Genomic DNA, 16,106 nt, shown 5'->3' with positions numbered 1-16,106 from the left:
CTAAGGAGACGAAATTATGTGGTATTTTGCATGGATTCTCGGCATTTTAATGGCATGTTTTGCCGGTGTACTAAGTGCACTTTATATTGAAAATCATCAAGACCTGGATGAGAACTAACACATGACAGAGCTAGCGATGGAAAAAACAGTTGTAGATCCTAAACCAAACAAGTTTGCGATGGTGATTTCCTGCCTGTTGGCATTTCCACTCGCAGCAGTGTTATTGGTTCATCCGGCTATGATGCTGGATGACAGTGGAGCATATAGTCATCGTACCTTGATGTTTATCATGATTGGCATTTCAGGTGGTTTTATTCATGGCGTTGGTTTTGTGCCCCGCCATGAAGTCTGGAAATGGCTATTTAGCCCTATCCTTTCTTGGCCGCTGATGCTTTGGGGCTATTACACCTGGTTCATTGCCTGAATCAAATCAATTAAACCCTCTTCGGAGGGTTTAATTTTATATAAATACTAGAATTTTCAATAAGTTTAGCTAAGATGCATGATTCAAGTTTTTTAAAGTTATATTCTCATGTTAAATAACCTACTCGACAAAGCCAAAGTCCAAGTGAGTCAAGCCAACCCTGCTGAACTATGGAAACAACAGAGAAGAAAAATTGAAAGTCTTGTTGTCGATGGTTTATTAGATTTAGCTGAAGACAAACTGGTCAATGAAACTGAAATTCGCGCTATCATTACCAAGGTTTATGAATTACTGCCTACACCTGTACGCCTGGTTTTACCGCGTGACTTTATGATCAACAAAATTCTTGAACAAAAAGGACCATTATTGAAGAAAGTCACGGATACCCGTCAGAAGCGTAAGCAAGCGAATTAAAAAAAGCCCATTTGGGCTTTTTTATTTTTTCACGCAACCTGTTTCATAAGTCGTGCCTAAATCCTGTAAAGACTGATTAAAACCTATATCTAGTGAGCTAATAAATTGCAACTCATCTTTAGCTTCTGCCAGATGCAGATTTTGCTCAGAAAGATGCTTAAGCTGTTTCAGGCCTTTTGAGTAATCACATGCCTTGGCAATCATGATGGATGGATGTTCGCGACGATCCAAGGATGCATTGAGCGCTGCCTGTTTCTGTTCCAGTGCATTATAGTACTGTTTCACTTGAGACTTAAATTCAGTTTGACTCAATGGCTGTGCCCAGATAGTCGCTGATAATCCTATCAGTCCCAGCATCAATATTATTTTCTTCATAGTTCCCCCAATATGAAAATATAAATTTTTATCTAAGTTATTGAATATTTATAACATAAAATTTCAGACAATAAAAAAGCCAGGATCAATCTGGCTTTTTCTTTTCTTCTATTATTTATCGATGGGTATGAATCGACATGACGATGCCCATACCAGCAAGCAAGGAAATCACCGCGGTGCCGCCGTAACTCATCAGTGGTAATGGGTCACCTGTCACTGGAAGAATCCCGCTAACCATGCCAGAGTTCAGAAACACAAAGAAGAAGAAAGTTAAACCTGTCGCACCCGCATAAAGACGGCCAAAGTTATGGAAACTGTTCATCCCAATCATCAAGCAACGGACAATAATGGCGGTAAATAAGCTAAATAGTAAAAACACCCCAATAAAGCCAAATTCTTCGGCATAAGTCGACATAATAAAGTCAGTGTGATGTTCTGGCAGATAACCGAGATGTGACTGCGTCCCTTGCGAGTATCCTTTACCCGTCATCCCACCAGAACCGATGGCGATTTTGGACTGAATAATATTCCAGCCTGCACCCAAGGCATCCGATTCAGGATCAAACAAGGTCAGGACACGTTTTTTTTGGTATTCCTGCAATAAAAACATCCACAACAAGGGTGCAACCACAGCCAATGCTGCCATTGCCCCACCGATCAAACGCCAGGACATACCACTCAGAAATAAAACAAAGATTCCTGGAATCACCAGACCAATATTCAAGTCGGGTTGCAATGCCACGAGTACAAATGGAATACCGAGTAAAATCAAGGCACCAACAATATGAATGAATTTCGGTGGAAATGGTTTCCGAGCAAAATACCAAGCCATCATCAGCGGCATGGCAAATTTCATCACTTCACTCGGCTGCATACTTCCTACACCCGGTAGCGTAATCCAGCGTGTCGCCCCAAGTCGTCTTTCACCAATCACAAAGACCAGCAACAGCATGAAGATTCCGAAGGCGTAAAAGTACGGGCTTGCTGCTTGATACACTTTTGGCGGAACCTGCGCACAGATGAACATCACCACAAAACCCACACCAAAACTGATCGCCTGACGGATCACCATGCCAGAATTTTCTGAGGTTGCACTATAGACCACCATCAACCCCAAGGCAGCATTAAGCAACAGGAAGCATAGCAACCATGGGTCCAGATGGAGCTTGGCCCATCTTGAGGAATCGTGTTTTATACTCAATCCATCGCGTGCGGATTGTCGTAAAAATCGATACTGCTGTGAAGGTATCATTGTGACAAAGGGTTCAAAATTAACAATGGCAAAATTATAAGTGAAAGCAGCGGAGAATTGAGTGCCACTGCTCTATTTATTATGTATTTCTTCAAATAAATTTACGCTTGCGCGGCCAGAATCAGGCGCGCCAGTTCCAGGTCATCTGGATAGGTGATCTTCAGATTATCAGATCGCCCTTGTACCACGCGCACCGTTTCACCTATATGCTCAAGTGCACTGGCCTCATCGGTGATATTAGCACCATCTTTAAGTGCCTGTTCAATGGCACGCTTTAGCTGACCCAGTTTCGCCATTTGTGGGGTTTGCGCCTGCCACAAAGTTGAGCGATCGACCGTAGTTTCAATATCATGATCTTGCACGACTCGCTTTAAGGTATCCCGTACCGGAATCGCCAAAATCGCAGCTTGGGCAGTTTCAGTTGCAGTATTGACTAGATCAATCAGTGCATTTTGACTGACACATGGACGTGCTGCATCATGAACCAATACCCAATCCTCTTCCGAAGTGATTTCAGACAAGTAAGTCAGTGCATTAAGGACAGAATTGACCCGCTCTGCACCACCGGCACAGAAATGTGCTTTGTCTTTATTCGAGAATGGTAGAGTTTTGGCAACATCATCCTGACTGCTAATTGCTAGCACATAGCCAGCCAGAGGTAATTGATTCAGACGTGCAACTGTATGTTCAAGAACGGTCCGTTCTTGAATCATTTGATATTGCTTTAGTTCTGTTTTAGAGAATCGACTACCCGAACCTGCAGCTGGAATAATGGCCCATAATTTATGGTGTGCTTGGGGTGTCAGCTGACTCATTGGTACGTAGGTCTACTTTAGAATTTTCGAGATAAATCGGCTTATATTGAGTACTGATGGTACTCATCTGAACAAAGGTTTCATGTGGCTTGATCAGGCCGAGATCCAGACGTGCATGTTCTTCAATGGCTTGATCACCATTTTTCAGATCATAGACTTCAGCTGCTAGCACACGGTTGCGCTCTTTCAGCTCTTCATTCAATTCTACTTGTTGTTGTATTTTCTGAGTCAGTGCCTGATGGTCTCGATAACCACCCTCACCAAACCAGTATAAATATTGAAACCCTGCGATCACAAGGATCGCAAGGCCCAACAGTACTTTACTCATCAAAGAGTCGAATACATTTAACATCAACGATAATCGCTTAGTTCAAACCTTTGAATTCAGCTTTACCGCGATATGCAGCATTAGTCAATTCTTCGATACGAAGTAATTGATTATATTTCGCTACACGGTCAGAACGGCAAAGTGAACCAGTTTTGATTTGACCTGCGCCAGTACCTACTGCAAGATCCGCAATTGTAGAATCTTCAGTTTCACCAGAACGGTGAGAAATAACTGTAGAATAACCATTTGCTTTAGCAAGGTAGATTGCATCTAAAGTTTCAGTCAATGTACCGATCTGGTTGTACTTGATCAGAATTGAGTTAGCAACTTTTTCGTTGATACCACGTTGAAGAATCTTAGGATTCGTAACGAACAGATCATCACCAACCAACTGGATTTTGTCACCAAGAATAGAAGTCAGGTAAGACCAGCCTTCCCAGTCAGATTCGTCCAGACCATCTTCGATTGAGATAATTGGATATTGGTTTACAAGACCTGCAAGGTAGTCAGAGAACTGGTTGTTCGTGAATGCTTTGTTGCCTTCACCAGCCAGGATGTATTGACCATCTTTGTAGAATTCTGAAGATGCACAGTCAAGCGCAAGCATAATGTCAGAACCCGCTTTGTAGCCAGTTTTTTCAATTGCTTCAAGAATAACAGTGATTGCTTCTTCGTTTGAACGTAAGTTCGGAGCGAAACCACCTTCATCACCAACAGCAGTATTTAAACCTTGTTTTTTAAGTACTGATTTAAGTGAGTGGAAAATTTCCGCGCCAGCACGAAGTGCTTCAGAGAATGAAGTGAAACCAACAGGCTCAATCATGAACTCTTGAATATCAACATTGTTGTCCGCGTGTGAACCACCGTTCAGGATGTTCATCATTGGAACAGGCATAGTCAAAATGCTGTTATTACGAAGATCTGCGATGTATTGGAAAAGAGGAAGTTTCTTTTCTTCAGCAGCAGCACGTGCAGCAGCAAGTGAAACTGCCAAAGTTGCATTTGCACCTAGTTTTTCTTTGTTTTCAGTACCATCTAAAGCAATCATCGTGTTATCGATGTCTTTTTGTTCAAATACTGATTTACCAACCAAAGCGTCACGAATCAAAGTGTTTACGTTGTTAACCGCAGTTTTAACACCTTTACCCAGGTAACGTGCCTTGTCGCCATCACGAAGTTCTAAAGCTTCACGAGAACCAGTTGAAGCACCAGATGGTGCACATGCACGGCCAACTACGCCAGATGCTAAGATTACGTCAGCTTCGATGGTAGGGTTACCACGAGAGTCCAAAATTTCACGTGCACGGATGTCAACGATTTGGCTCATGAACAATTCCTCAGTCAATTAAAAGAGCTGCTTTTTAAAGGCAGCTCATGGGGGTACATTCTTAGTGTGTATCTAACTTGTCGAAACCTTTTACCAAGGTATCCAATTCTTTCAGCTGTGCCAGGAAAGGCTCAAGCTGTGACAGGCGCAATGCGCAAGGACCATCACATTTGGCTTTTTCTGGATCAGGATGGGCTTCCAGGAACAAACCTGCCAGTCCTGTTGCCATACCTGCACGTGCAAGTGTCGTGATCTGGGCACGACGACCACCGGCAGAGTCAGCACGACCGCCCGGGGTTTGCAGCGCATGGGTCACGTCAAAGAACACAGGCACATTCATTTCTTTCATGATGTCGAAGCCCAGCATGTCAACAACCAGGTTGTTATAGCCAAATGCTGAACCACGTTCACAAAGAATCAGTTTGTCATTCCCGGCTTCCAGACATTTATGCAAAATATGACGCATTTCATGCGGAGCAAGGAACTGGGCTTTCTTGATGTTGATAATGGCATCAGTTTTTGCCATTGCTTCAACCAGGTCAGTCTGACGGCTTAGGAAAGCTGGCAGCTGAATAATGTCCGCAACTTCTGCTACAGGAGCCGCTTGGTACGGCTCGTGTACATCAGTAATGATCGGCACATTAAAGTGTTTTTTAATATCAGCTAACCACTCGATCCCTTTTTCGAGGCCAGGCCCACGGTAAGAGTTCAAACTTGAACGGTTGGCTTTATCAAAACTTGCCTTAAACACGTATGGAATACCCAAACGTTTACAGATATCCACGTAGGTTTCTGCAATTTCAAAAGCCAAGTCTTTGGACTCGAGTACGTTCATTCCGCCGAATAATACAAATGGCAAATGATTTGCCATTTGTATATCGCCTAAACGTACAATTTCTTGTGGTTTTAACTGCGACATTTAAACTTCCTAGTTGTGTCCTAACACCAATTATTATGCTTTTTGATGCTGTTTTTTCGCAGCGTCGATAAAGCCAGCAAATAATGGGTGACCATCACGTGGTGAACTTGTAAATTCCGGGTGGAATTGTACCGCAATAAACCAAGGATGTTCAGGTATTTCAACAGTTTCTACTAAATGTTGTACTGGTGAATAACCTGAAATCTTCATGCCTTTCTCTTCCAGCACTGGGATATAACGGTTGTTCATTTCGTAACGGTGACGGTGACGTTCGATGATTTCATCAGAACCGTAAACAGCAGCTGTCTTAGTACCTGATACCAGTTCAGATTTCTGTGCGCCTAGACGCATGGTGCCGCCAAGGTCAGAATCGACAGAACGTTGCTGTACTTCACCACGCTCATCTAACCATTCAGTGATCAGACCAATCAATGGAGATTTGGTTGAACGGTTGAATTCAGTCGATGTCGCGTCTGTGATACCAGCCACGTTACGAGCATATTCAATTACAGCTAACTGCATACCTAAACAAATACCTAGGAATGGCACACCATTTTCACGAGCGTATTTAATTGCCTGCATCTTGCCTTCAGTACCACGTTCACCGAAACCACCCGGAACCAGAATCGCGTCCGCATCTTTCAGTACTTCGTTTACGTCTTGGCTTTCAAGCTCTTCTGCATTGACATAGTCAATCTGAACTTTAACGCGGTTTTGAATACCAGCATGTAAAAGCGCTTCGTTCACAGATTTGTATGCATCTGGAAGTTCAACGTATTTACCCACCATCGCAACACGTACTGTGTATTCAGGATTTAGTAAAGCTTCTACCACGTTATCCCAATCTGTTAAGTCAGCTTCAGGAAGGTCGTTATAACCAAAACGTTCACAGATGAGATCATCAACATTTTGTTCATAGAAGGTACGTGGAATCTGGTAAATCGTACGCGCATCTTTACATACCACAACCGCACGTGCTTCAACATTCGTGAACAGTGCAATTTTACGGGTAGTATCTGCATCAACATCGTGTTCAGTACGACAGATCAGAATGTCTGGCTGAATACCAATTGACAGAAGTTCTTTAACAGAGTGCTGTGTTGGTTTGGTTTTTAATTCTGCTGCAGACTTAATGTATGGGAGTAACGTTAAATGCATAAGCATCGTACGCTTGTGACCAAGTTCAACCATTAACTGACGTACAGATTCCATGAATGGGAGAGATTCAATGTCACCTACTGTACCGCCGATCTCAACGATCGCAACGTCATAACCTTCACCAGCGCGAAGTACACGTTCTTTAATGTTGTCAGTAATGTGTGGAATAACTTGCACAGTACCACCCAGGTAGTCACCACGACGTTCTTTATTCAGAACATCCTGGTAAACACGACCTGATGTGAAGTTATTCAGTTTGGTCATTTTCGCACGACGTAAGAAACGTTCGTAGTAACCCAAGTCTAAGTCTGTTTCAGCACCATCTTCTGTAACAAAAACTTCACCATGTTGGAATGGGCTCATGGTCCCCGGATCGACATTAATGTATGGATCCATTTTTACCATGGTCACTTTTAAACCACGGGCTTCTAAAAGTGCAGCAACAGAAGCAGCTGAAATACCTTTACCTAGTGATGAAACAACACCACCAGTAACGAAAATAAAATGGGTCATTGGGTTTCTCGTACAATCGAGCCTAAATCGGCCTGCAATGTTGCGCAATTTTACTTTACCTTGTGCCTAGAAAGCAAAGTCAATCCGCATCAATTCAAAGAACAATAAACAATTGGCTATTCTAGCAGCATTTCCGATAAAAAATTAGAGTAAGTTCGGATCATTTCTATCTGGTAAATTACTGCTATAATACTGTAATCCCATCTACATTTACGTATGAAGTAATGATGAATAAGAAACTTTTAATCTGTGGCGCACTTGCAACCGGACTATTACTCACGGCATGTGTCAAGAAAGAAGCTCCCAAGGAAGAAGAACAGACTGAAGTTGCTGCAGCATCGGAAGCAACACCAGCAGAACAGCCAAAGTTTGAAACACTGGAAACAGCAGAACAGGATCAGCCTTTAATTGAAGAAGTTCCTGAAACAGTTGAAGTGATTCGTGAAGAAACACCGAATACCACAACTGAAATTCGTCGTGAAACTCGCCCTGCTCAAAGCAATCCTACTCCAGCGGCTACAGCACCAGCAGCATCACAACCTGCTCAAGCACCGAAAGCCCAAGATTCTGAAACGAACAACAAGCCAAAAGCCAATTCAAGTTCAGAACAGTCTGAAGATGATGCTGTGGCAGCTGCCATTGCAGCAGCTACACCAGCACTTGAAAACTGATTTGCTGTTTTCATTAAAAAACCCAGCTTATGCTGGGTTTTTTAATGCCACATATTCCGGTTCAGCTTCTTCCATTTTCTCTGCTGTAACAGAAAGCTGTTTCAGATATTGTGCCATCAGGCGAGTCGCCCATGATTCGGTTTTGGTTAGGCCTTGATAAAACCCACAATGACTGCCCTTCTTCGTAGTCACCACAATAATATTCGGCATGGCACGAATACGGTCTTTATAAGGATGCAGGTTATTGATATGACAGACCGGATCATCTTCTGCATTTAAAATCATCAGTGGGATTTTAACATTTTCAAATACATAGATTGGATTGGTAGCTTTGGTATAGGTTTCATAGTCTTCATAACCAGTCAGCTGAAAATACAATTTTTCAAAATCAGCCAGGTTCTGGACAGAAAGAATCTGCTCCCAGGAAGGAATATTTTTCCATGTGTCTTGATAAGGATGAATAAATTTTTTCAGTAATTTTTTAGCCATAACCTTGCTGTAAAATGGATGCACATAAGCAAAACCACTTTCAGTATTATAGCCTGGACACAGTGCAAAGGCAGCTTTGAGCGGGGTCTGCGCACCTTCTTCGCCCAGATAACGCACCAATAAACCTGTTCCAGCCGATGAACCTACACCATATAGTTCAGATTGCGGGAATTTATCCTGAATATAAAGTAACTGTTCACGTAAATCTTGAGTGGAACCAAACAGGTTCATTTTCGGAACAGGCATGGGTAAATCAGCATGACCACGGCGTAAACACAGTGCCACTCTCCAACCAGTATGCAGATGCAGATCCCGAACCAGTTCACTCATTGATTCTGGTGAACCGGTAATAGTATGTAGAAGTACAATGGTTGGTGTATCTGCGGGCAGGTTAAGTCCATACCAGGCAATGCCGGTGATCCCGCCATCAGACATGTTCAGCTGTTCAATGGCATCATATTTAAGTTTAATCGTTTTCTTTTTGATCAGATCAAAATACAAGATATGTGCATGCGCATTACACAGCCACGGTGTAGGACGGTATTTTTGCTTTAACTGAGGCAAATGATCAATCAGATCCTGAAAAACGCCATTTGGGTTGTAATATAAAGTAGGCGTATCCGCACCAATCATACGATCCAAATATTCACCTGAAAGCTGAACTACATTTTTTATCAACATTTTCATTTGTCTTTCCATCCAGTTATCCTTCAGTGACTTACAAATTTCATGCCGGATTGTATGATTGCTCCTGAATCAGACTAGTTTTGAAAGGTCATCATCCTCTGCCCCATTTGTGCAGCAAGTGCTTCAAGACCTGACTTCGGTCGAATCATCACTTCAAAGTCGATCATCTTACCTTCATCATCGAACTGAATCATATCAATACCTTTTAATTTCTTATCCCCCACATTGGCAGAAAACTCAAGTACAACATGGTTACCGTCTTCTGAATAGAAAGTTCGGTGATAAGTAAAGTTCTCAAACACCTGTATTACATTGGTCAGAATGAAAAAGACAACTGGTTTGCCTGAGTAAGGGTTAAACGCGATTGGTGATCGAAACACGACTTCATCTGCGAGCAGTTCATTCAGGATATTCATGTCACGGTTTTCTAGCATTTCGTGCCAGCGTGCAAGTGAGGCTTGGGTGGTTTGTAGAGTCATGTTGGGGTCCTTTTTTGTTTTAGTATTTTTAATTAAGTAGAGTCCCCCTTTGAAAAAGGGGGACTTAGGGGGATTATTTTAATTTGAAATCCCTTCTTGCGAAGCAGTGCTTCTCACCCTTAGAAAAAGGGAGGAGTTTTCTATAGAGCAACTCCTGCCTAAAGATCAAAGTTCCCTCTCCTTTCAGGAGATGAGCGGCACTGCTGCGCAAGGGAGAGGTCATTTATATAAGGACAAATTTTTACTTTTTTAACGCTCTAAAAAGATTGAAATTATATTTACCCTCACCCCAGCCCTCTCCCATAGGGAGAGGGAGTATTGAAGAATTAAATCCTCGCCGCCAATTCAGCACCCTGACGAATCGCTCGTTTGGCATCTAACTCACCAGCTTCTTTGGCACCGCCAATCAGATGCACATTTTTACCTGCCTGTTTCAAGTCATCATACATTGCAGTATAGGATTCCTGACCGGCACAGATAATCACGTTATCCACTTCCAGTACAGTTGGCTGACCATTGACTGTGATATGCAAACCTTGGTCGTCAATTTTTTCATAGCTGACACCTGGAAGCATTTTCACATTTCGGTGTTTTAAGCCAGTACGATGAATCCAGCCTGTGGTTTTACCTAAATCAGCACCTACAGATTTCGCTTTACGCTGCATCAGGTAAATCTCACGACTTGGCTGCTCTACACTCGGCTGTTTTAAACCACCGATATTGTCATAATCCGTATCAATACCCCATTCATCATAGAATTTCTTCGGATTAACACTGCCACTTTCACCTTCATGGCTTAAGTATTCCGCGGTATCAAAACCAATACCACCGGCACCGATAATGGCAATACGTTGACCTACTGGTTTACGATCCTTTAAAACGTCCAGATAAGACAACACTTTTGAATGGTCAATGCCTGGAATATCCAGTTGACGTGGAGTCACCCCAGTCGCCACCACAATATCATCAAATTCCGATGATACTAGCTGCTCAAAAGTGGCGGTATGATTCAGTTTAAGCTGAATACGCGGTTGCAGTTCAATCTGGCGTTTGAAATAACGGATCGTTTCGTAGAATTCCTCTTTGCCCGGAACAGTTTTAGCAATATTAAACTGCCCACCAATCTGATTCGATGCCTCGAGGACAGTGACATTATGACCACGACCTGCAGCATAAATGGCAAAACTTAAACCGGCTGGACCTGCACCAATCACCGCAATATTTTTCGGTGTCGAGACTTCTTTAAAGTTCAGTTCAGTTTCATAGCAGGCACGTGGATTGACCAGACAGGTCGCAATCTTCATCGAGAAGATATGATCCAGACAGGCCTGATTACAACCAATACAGGTATTGATTTCATCACTACGGCCCTGTTCCGCTTTTACTACAAACTCTGCATCGGCCAGCATCGGACGTGCCATGGATACCATATCAGCATGGCCCGCAGCCAAGACATACTCTGCCATTTCCGGCGTATTGATACGGTTCGAGGTAATTAAAGGAACTTTTACTGAACCTTTCAGCTTTTCAGTCACCCAGGTAAATGCAGCACGCGGCACTTTGGTGGCAATGGTTGGAATACGTGCCTCATGCCAGCCAATACCAGTATTAATAATCGTCGCGCCGGCTTTTTCGATTTCCTGTGCCAGTTGAATCACTTCTTCTAAAGTCGATCCACCTTCAACTAAATCCAGCATCGACAGACGGTAGATGATAATAAAGTTCTCACCCACACTTTCACGGGTACGGCGCACAATCTCAATCGGGAACCGGATGCGGTTTTCGTAGCTGCCACCCCATTCATCATCACGATGGTTGGTACGGGCGGCAATAAACTCATTAATCAGATAACCTTCCGAGCCCATGATTTCTACACCGTCATAGCCGGCATATTGGGCTAAACGAGCACAATTGGCGAAATCATCAATGGTCTGTTGTACTTCAGCAGAAGTTAAGGCATGCGGTTTAACTGGATTAATTGGCGCCTGAATTGAGGATGGTGCAACATTTTCAGCCTGATAAGAATAACGGCCAGTATGCAGAATCTGCATGGCAATCTTGCCACCCGCGTCATGTACCGCCTGGGTAATCACCTTATGCTTTTCGGCTTCTTCTATGGTGTCGAGCTTAGAGCCGCCCTGAAAAGTTACACCATGATCATTTGGTGAAATACCACCTGTTACGATCAATGCCACACCACCTTTGGCACGTTCAGCATAGAATGCCGCCATACGATCATAACCACCCGGTGCTTCCTCTAACCCGACATGCATGGAACCCATTAGGACCCGGTTTTTTAAGGTGGTAAAGCCCAGATCTAATGGGGCAAGTAAATGCGGATACTTTGACATTTTGACTCCTTAGCGTGCCTGTCAGCTGGCTATTTTTATATCGGCTGATGTGAAATTTCCCCTCAATCACCAGCTTTTATGCAACTTGTTGCATTAATTTATAGTTCAGAATTGATTTTTATGCAACATGTTGCATAATAATCCTGAGTCATTTTTCTTGAGACGTTTATGTCTTTATCGCATGTTCTATTGACCAGTTTACTGGAAAAACCAAGTACCGGTATTGAGTTAGGACGCCGCTTTGACCGTTCGATGGGCTTTTTCTGGAATGCTTCCCATCAGCAGATCTATCGTGAATTGAATGCCATGTTACAAAAAGGCTGGATCTCGACCATTGAAGAAGAAGACAGCGGCTCACGCAAAAAGACTTATAAAGTGGAACGTCCAGGACGTGAAGAACTAGCTAACTGGATGCTAGAACAAAGTCCCCCAGCCCAGCTACGTGAGGAGTTGATGGTGCGCCTACGTGCTGAAGCCCAAATGGGGAGCAATACCATCTTGCCGGAGCTGGAAAGACATCTGGAACTGCACAAAGAAAAGCTCAATATTTACCAGCAAATTTTTACTAAAGATTTTGCAACAGCAGACGAACAGAACCGCACCTTGTATATTCATAAAATGATTCTGCAACTCGGCATCGACCTGGAAGAAGGCTGGATTGCCTGGTTAGAAACCATTATTCCAAAATTAAAACAATTCAATGATACAGCTGCTGGCTAGCATAGAACAATAAGGACTCAGTCTATGTCATATTACAAAATGCCCGACGGCGAAAAGCTTTTTGTACGCGAATATGGACAGGGTCAGCCTGTGCTGGTGTTGTCTGGTCTAGGGATGTTGAGCTGGCAATGGGCGGCATTTCTCTATCCACACCGGCATCAGTTTAGATTTATTATTCCAGAATGGCGCGGTTTTGGCGCCTCCAGTGATTGCAAGATTCCAGAGATGGATGCGATTTCCAGTCACTGGCTGGATGTACAATCCGTGATGCAACAGTTAAATCTCGATAAGGTGATTGTGATTGCCTATTCCATGGGTGCAACAACCGCCATGCATGGCATGCAATATGCAGATTTTGCCGAGCATGTCACTGCCTATCTGCATATTGACCAGACGCCGAAAATTCCAGTCGATGACAGCTGGGCTTATGGCCTGTTTGGCGAACATCATCCGGTCTTTATTTCTCTGTTGACCCAGATTTCAGAATTACTGGCACAGCATCAGGATGTGAAATACATTAAAGATCTGGACAGCAACACCCGCCATCAGATCGCCAAGCTCTGGCTGCAGTTTATTGGCCTGCAAAATAACAATAAATACAGTCTGAAAGCCTTTGAATGGATTTTAAATCAGCCACGCCTGCAAAGCCTGTTATTGCCGTCGAATCTGGTCGACTATATGGCTTGGTATATCAATAATTATCTCTATCATCGGGAAGATTACCGTACTGCGATCCAGAAACTGCAATGTCCAGTGACGTTCCTAAGCGGTGCACAGTCCAAGCTGTATCCCGTTGAAGGTCAAACTCTGATTGCCCAGAGCATTCCGCATGCCAAACATGTGCGTTTTGAGAAATCCGGGCATACTCCGCTGCTTACTGAACCAGTCAAATTTGGTAAGGAAATTTCAGCATTCTTAAAAGCTAATGCCAAGTCTAGCTATCACACAGCTTAAAGGAATAAGGAAGCAAGATGAAAAAACTGGTGGTCTTTTCAGGTGCGGGCATGAGTGCCGAAAGTGGGATTAATACTTTTCGTGATAGTGATGGTCTTTGGGAACAGCACCGTGTCGAAGATGTAGCGACACCTGAAGCCTGGCGACGTGACCCTGCTCTGGTACAACGTTTCTATAATGAACGGCGTAAAAAGATTCTGGCTGCTCAACCGAATGCCGCGCATCAACTGATTGCCGAACTAGAAGATGCCTATGATGTACATGTAATTACCCAGAATATTGATGACCTGCATGAACGTGCCGGAAGCTCGAAGGTCATTCATCTACATGGCAATATCCGTCTTGCGAAAACCTCTGGACCGAAGGCTCAATACAGCACCGAATTTTATCCGATTGAAGGTGCTGAACTGGATCTCAACAAACATTTCTGTAAGGATGGCTATCCATTGCGTCCACATGTGGTCTGGTTTGGTGAAGCGGTTCCAGCTTATGAAGAAGCACAGGACTGCGTCCAGGATGCCGATATTTTTATCGTGATAGGTACCAGCTTACAGGTCTATCCGGTCGCTGGTTTAATTCATGAAATTCCACCAAATTGCACCGCTTACTATATTGATCCAAAAGCCAATCAGCAGCACTTACCTCCTCAGTTTGAAAAGATTGTCATGACAGCAACTCAAGGCATGCAATATCTCAAAGATAAGCTACTGAATGAAGTTACCTAAGTGATAAAAAGACAAAGCCAGCATTGACACATTGCAACAATAATTTTTTAATCACTTCATTGTTGCGTATATGGAATGAACTGATGCTAACGGATCTAGATGATTTTTACTGTTTTGCTCAAGTGGTGGAGCATGGTGGCTTTAGTGCAGCAGAGCGTGCGACTGATATTCCCAAATCTAAGCTGAGTCGCCGGGTCTATAATCTGGAAGAACGGCTGGGTGTGCGTCTGATCCAGCGCAGTTCACGCCATTTTGCTGTCACTGATATCGGTATGAATATCTATCGCCATGCGCAGGTTATGCTCAATGCTGCTCAAGCCGCTCATGATCTGGTCGATCATCTAAGTACTGAACCACGCGGCATTATTAAGCTTAGTCTACCCGTATCTATCGCACAAAACGAAATTGCACGAATCCTTCCCACTTTCCTGAAGCAATATCCTGAAATCAAGATTCAGATGATGGTGACCAACCGCCGTGTGGATATTATTAATGAGGGTTTTGATATTGCCCTACGTGTACGTTCCAGTCTGGATGATGATCCAAATCTGGTGATCCGCCAGTTTGACCAGATCGAGCAGCATCTATTTTCTAGCCAAGGTTATTTAAATGAATTTGGTCATCTGAAAAATCCAGAAGAACTTTCTGACCATAAAATCCTGAGTATGGCTGATGAACATACCGAGCAGTTTTTGGTTTTAAATAACGGTCATCTGGAACAGAAAAAAATTCGTGTCACGCCTACTGTACTCGGTTCCGATCTGAGCATGCTGGCACAACTGGCAGCTTCGGGCTGTGGCATTACCCTGTTACCGGATAACGTGGTGCAGCAATATGTTGAACGCGGTGAACTGGTACGCGTTCTCCCAGAATGGAAAGCAGCACACGGGATTTTCCATATGGTTTATCCATCGCGTCGTGGCTTACTACCTGCAGTTCGGGTATTTATTGATTATCTAGTTGAACATCTGCATCATGACTAGAAAAGGACTTTTTGCGAAATACTCTTACCTGAATCAATTAAGATTTTATTTTGATAGTAAAAAATGAAAAAATTGGAAATTGTCTTTTTAATAATTATAGTTTTAATCATTTTATGGGCAATGCAATGGATGTTTCATGGCTTTCCATTGGGGAAATAGAACAATATTTATTTAGAGTATTTGAGAGGGGAAATATATGTGGCTACTAATAATTTCTATAGGATTAATTTTTACTAGTGAATTTTTGATTAAAGCTTCAAGACCAGAAATTGCAAAAAATGATAAACAGATGAGACTCATTAGATCAATTTTATTAGCTATAACCTCTCCTTTCTTAGCTGTTGGCTTACTTTCACTGAGAGGAGATGATATATCTGAAAATATATGGTTTATTGCTATTTTAACGATAGCTCTTACAGGTATTGTGATAAAAAATGCATTGGCCTTTAGAAAACCGTAATTTTCAATTAACAAAAAAAAAAGCCCATCCACCAGGGATGAGCTACTCAGAGTCACTACAGC

Annotated in this window: 19 protein-coding genes; 9 read left to right on the top strand and 10 right to left on the bottom strand. The window is 43.0% G+C overall.

Going from position 1 to position 16,106, the window contains the following annotated elements; genetic code table 11:
• The first annotated feature begins 16 nt into the window (after window positions 1-16).
• From cydX to BS636_RS12080, 3 genes are all read left to right on the top strand, one after another.
• Window positions 17-118, top strand: a complete 102-nt coding sequence (gene cydX, locus BS636_RS12090; RefSeq protein WP_034582150.1) for a cytochrome bd-I oxidase subunit CydX — start codon at window positions 17-19, stop codon at window positions 116-118.
• A 3-nt stretch (window positions 119-121) separates the two neighbouring features.
• Window positions 122-424 (top strand): cyd operon YbgE family protein, encoded by a 303-nt coding sequence (locus tag BS636_RS12085; protein ID WP_099338994.1) that lies wholly within the window; start codon window positions 122-124, stop codon window positions 422-424.
• Between the two features lie 108 nt (window positions 425-532).
• Window positions 533-838: a hypothetical protein gene (locus BS636_RS12080; protein ID WP_099338993.1), complete on the top strand. Its 306-nt coding sequence runs from the start codon at window positions 533-535 to the stop codon at window positions 836-838.
• Between the two features lie 21 nt (window positions 839-859).
• Here BS636_RS12080 and BS636_RS16320 read toward each other — a convergent pair whose 3' ends face one another.
• From BS636_RS16320 to BS636_RS12045, 7 genes are all read right to left on the bottom strand, one after another.
• Entirely contained in the window at window positions 860-1,213 is a 354-nt protein-coding gene (locus BS636_RS16320; protein ID WP_228206901.1) for a hypothetical protein, read from the bottom strand.
• 115 nt (window positions 1,214-1,328) lie between these two features.
• Window positions 1,329-2,465, bottom strand: a complete 1,137-nt coding sequence (gene rodA / locus BS636_RS12070; protein WP_099338992.1) for a rod shape-determining protein RodA — start codon at window positions 2,463-2,465, stop codon at window positions 1,329-1,331.
• 101 nt (window positions 2,466-2,566) lie between these two features.
• Complete coding sequence (ispD, locus tag BS636_RS12065; RefSeq protein WP_099338991.1) at window positions 2,567-3,280, bottom strand: 2-C-methyl-D-erythritol 4-phosphate cytidylyltransferase; 714 nt, start codon at window positions 3,278-3,280, stop codon at window positions 2,567-2,569.
• A complete protein-coding gene (locus BS636_RS12060) occupies window positions 3,249-3,632 on the bottom strand; it encodes a septum formation initiator family protein (RefSeq protein ID WP_099338990.1) in 384 nt (127 codons plus the stop codon). The genes ispD and BS636_RS12060 overlap by 32 nt, the downstream gene beginning before the upstream one ends.
• 13 nt (window positions 3,633-3,645) lie before the next feature.
• Complete coding sequence (gene eno, locus BS636_RS12055; protein ID WP_099338989.1) at window positions 3,646-4,935, bottom strand: phosphopyruvate hydratase; 1,290 nt, start codon at window positions 4,933-4,935, stop codon at window positions 3,646-3,648.
• Window positions 4,936-4,996: 61 nt separating this feature from the next.
• Window positions 4,997-5,854, bottom strand: a complete 858-nt coding sequence (gene kdsA / locus BS636_RS12050) for a 3-deoxy-8-phosphooctulonate synthase (RefSeq protein WP_099338988.1) — start codon at window positions 5,852-5,854, stop codon at window positions 4,997-4,999.
• Between the two features lie 33 nt (window positions 5,855-5,887).
• Window positions 5,888-7,525, bottom strand: a complete 1,638-nt coding sequence (locus BS636_RS12045; RefSeq protein WP_099338987.1) for a CTP synthase — start codon at window positions 7,523-7,525, stop codon at window positions 5,888-5,890.
• Window positions 7,526-7,749: 224 nt separating this feature from the next.
• Here BS636_RS12045 and BS636_RS12040 point away from each other — a divergent pair, with 224 nt between their 5' ends.
• On the top strand, window positions 7,750-8,196 hold the full coding sequence (locus BS636_RS12040; protein ID WP_099338986.1) for an internalin: 447 nt from the start codon (window positions 7,750-7,752) through the stop codon (window positions 8,194-8,196).
• Between the two features lie 27 nt (window positions 8,197-8,223).
• Here the strand turns inward: BS636_RS12040 and BS636_RS12035 are convergent, their stop codons facing one another.
• The 3 genes from BS636_RS12035 to BS636_RS12025 all read right to left on the bottom strand — a co-directional run bounded on the left by BS636_RS12035 (window position 8,224) and on the right by BS636_RS12025 (window position 12,202).
• A complete protein-coding gene (locus tag BS636_RS12035) occupies window positions 8,224-9,372 on the bottom strand; it encodes a YheT family hydrolase (RefSeq protein WP_099339662.1) in 1,149 nt (382 codons plus the stop codon).
• Window positions 9,373-9,446: 74 nt separating this feature from the next.
• Window positions 9,447-9,851: a nuclear transport factor 2 family protein gene (locus BS636_RS12030; protein ID WP_099338985.1), complete on the bottom strand. Its 405-nt coding sequence runs from the start codon at window positions 9,849-9,851 to the stop codon at window positions 9,447-9,449.
• Between the two features lie 326 nt (window positions 9,852-10,177).
• Window positions 10,178-12,202 (bottom strand): NADPH-dependent 2,4-dienoyl-CoA reductase, encoded by a 2,025-nt coding sequence (locus tag BS636_RS12025; RefSeq protein WP_099338984.1) that lies wholly within the window; start codon window positions 12,200-12,202, stop codon window positions 10,178-10,180.
• A gap of 168 nt (window positions 12,203-12,370) precedes the next feature.
• Here BS636_RS12025 and BS636_RS12020 point away from each other — a divergent pair, with 168 nt between their 5' ends.
• The 5 genes from BS636_RS12020 to BS636_RS12000 all read left to right on the top strand — a co-directional run bounded on the left by BS636_RS12020 (window position 12,371) and on the right by BS636_RS12000 (window position 16,044).
• Window positions 12,371-12,922 carry a PadR family transcriptional regulator gene (locus tag BS636_RS12020; protein WP_099338983.1) on the top strand — a complete coding sequence of 184 codons (552 nt, stop codon included), beginning with the start codon at window positions 12,371-12,373 and terminating at the stop codon, window positions 12,920-12,922.
• A gap of 24 nt (window positions 12,923-12,946) precedes the next feature.
• Complete coding sequence (locus BS636_RS12015; protein WP_099338982.1) at window positions 12,947-13,876, top strand: alpha/beta fold hydrolase; 930 nt, start codon at window positions 12,947-12,949, stop codon at window positions 13,874-13,876.
• Between the two features lie 17 nt (window positions 13,877-13,893).
• The gene (locus tag BS636_RS12010) at window positions 13,894-14,601 is read left to right on the top strand and encodes an SIR2 family NAD-dependent protein deacylase (RefSeq protein ID WP_099338981.1); all 708 of its coding nucleotides are present in this window, start codon (window positions 13,894-13,896) and stop codon (window positions 14,599-14,601) included.
• An 83-nt stretch (window positions 14,602-14,684) separates the two neighbouring features.
• Window positions 14,685-15,584: a LysR substrate-binding domain-containing protein gene (locus tag BS636_RS12005; RefSeq protein ID WP_099338980.1), complete on the top strand. Its 900-nt coding sequence runs from the start codon at window positions 14,685-14,687 to the stop codon at window positions 15,582-15,584.
• Between the two features lie 196 nt (window positions 15,585-15,780).
• Window positions 15,781-16,044, top strand: a complete 264-nt coding sequence (locus BS636_RS12000; protein ID WP_099338979.1) for a hypothetical protein — start codon at window positions 15,781-15,783, stop codon at window positions 16,042-16,044.
• Window positions 16,045-16,106 lie beyond the last annotated feature (62 nt).

The organism is Acinetobacter sp. LoGeW2-3 (genome assembly GCF_002688565.1).
GTDB lineage: Bacteria > Pseudomonadota > Gammaproteobacteria > Pseudomonadales > Moraxellaceae > Acinetobacter.
Note: the sequence above shows the minus strand (reverse complement) of the source record. Positions and strands in the feature narration are given on the sequence as shown.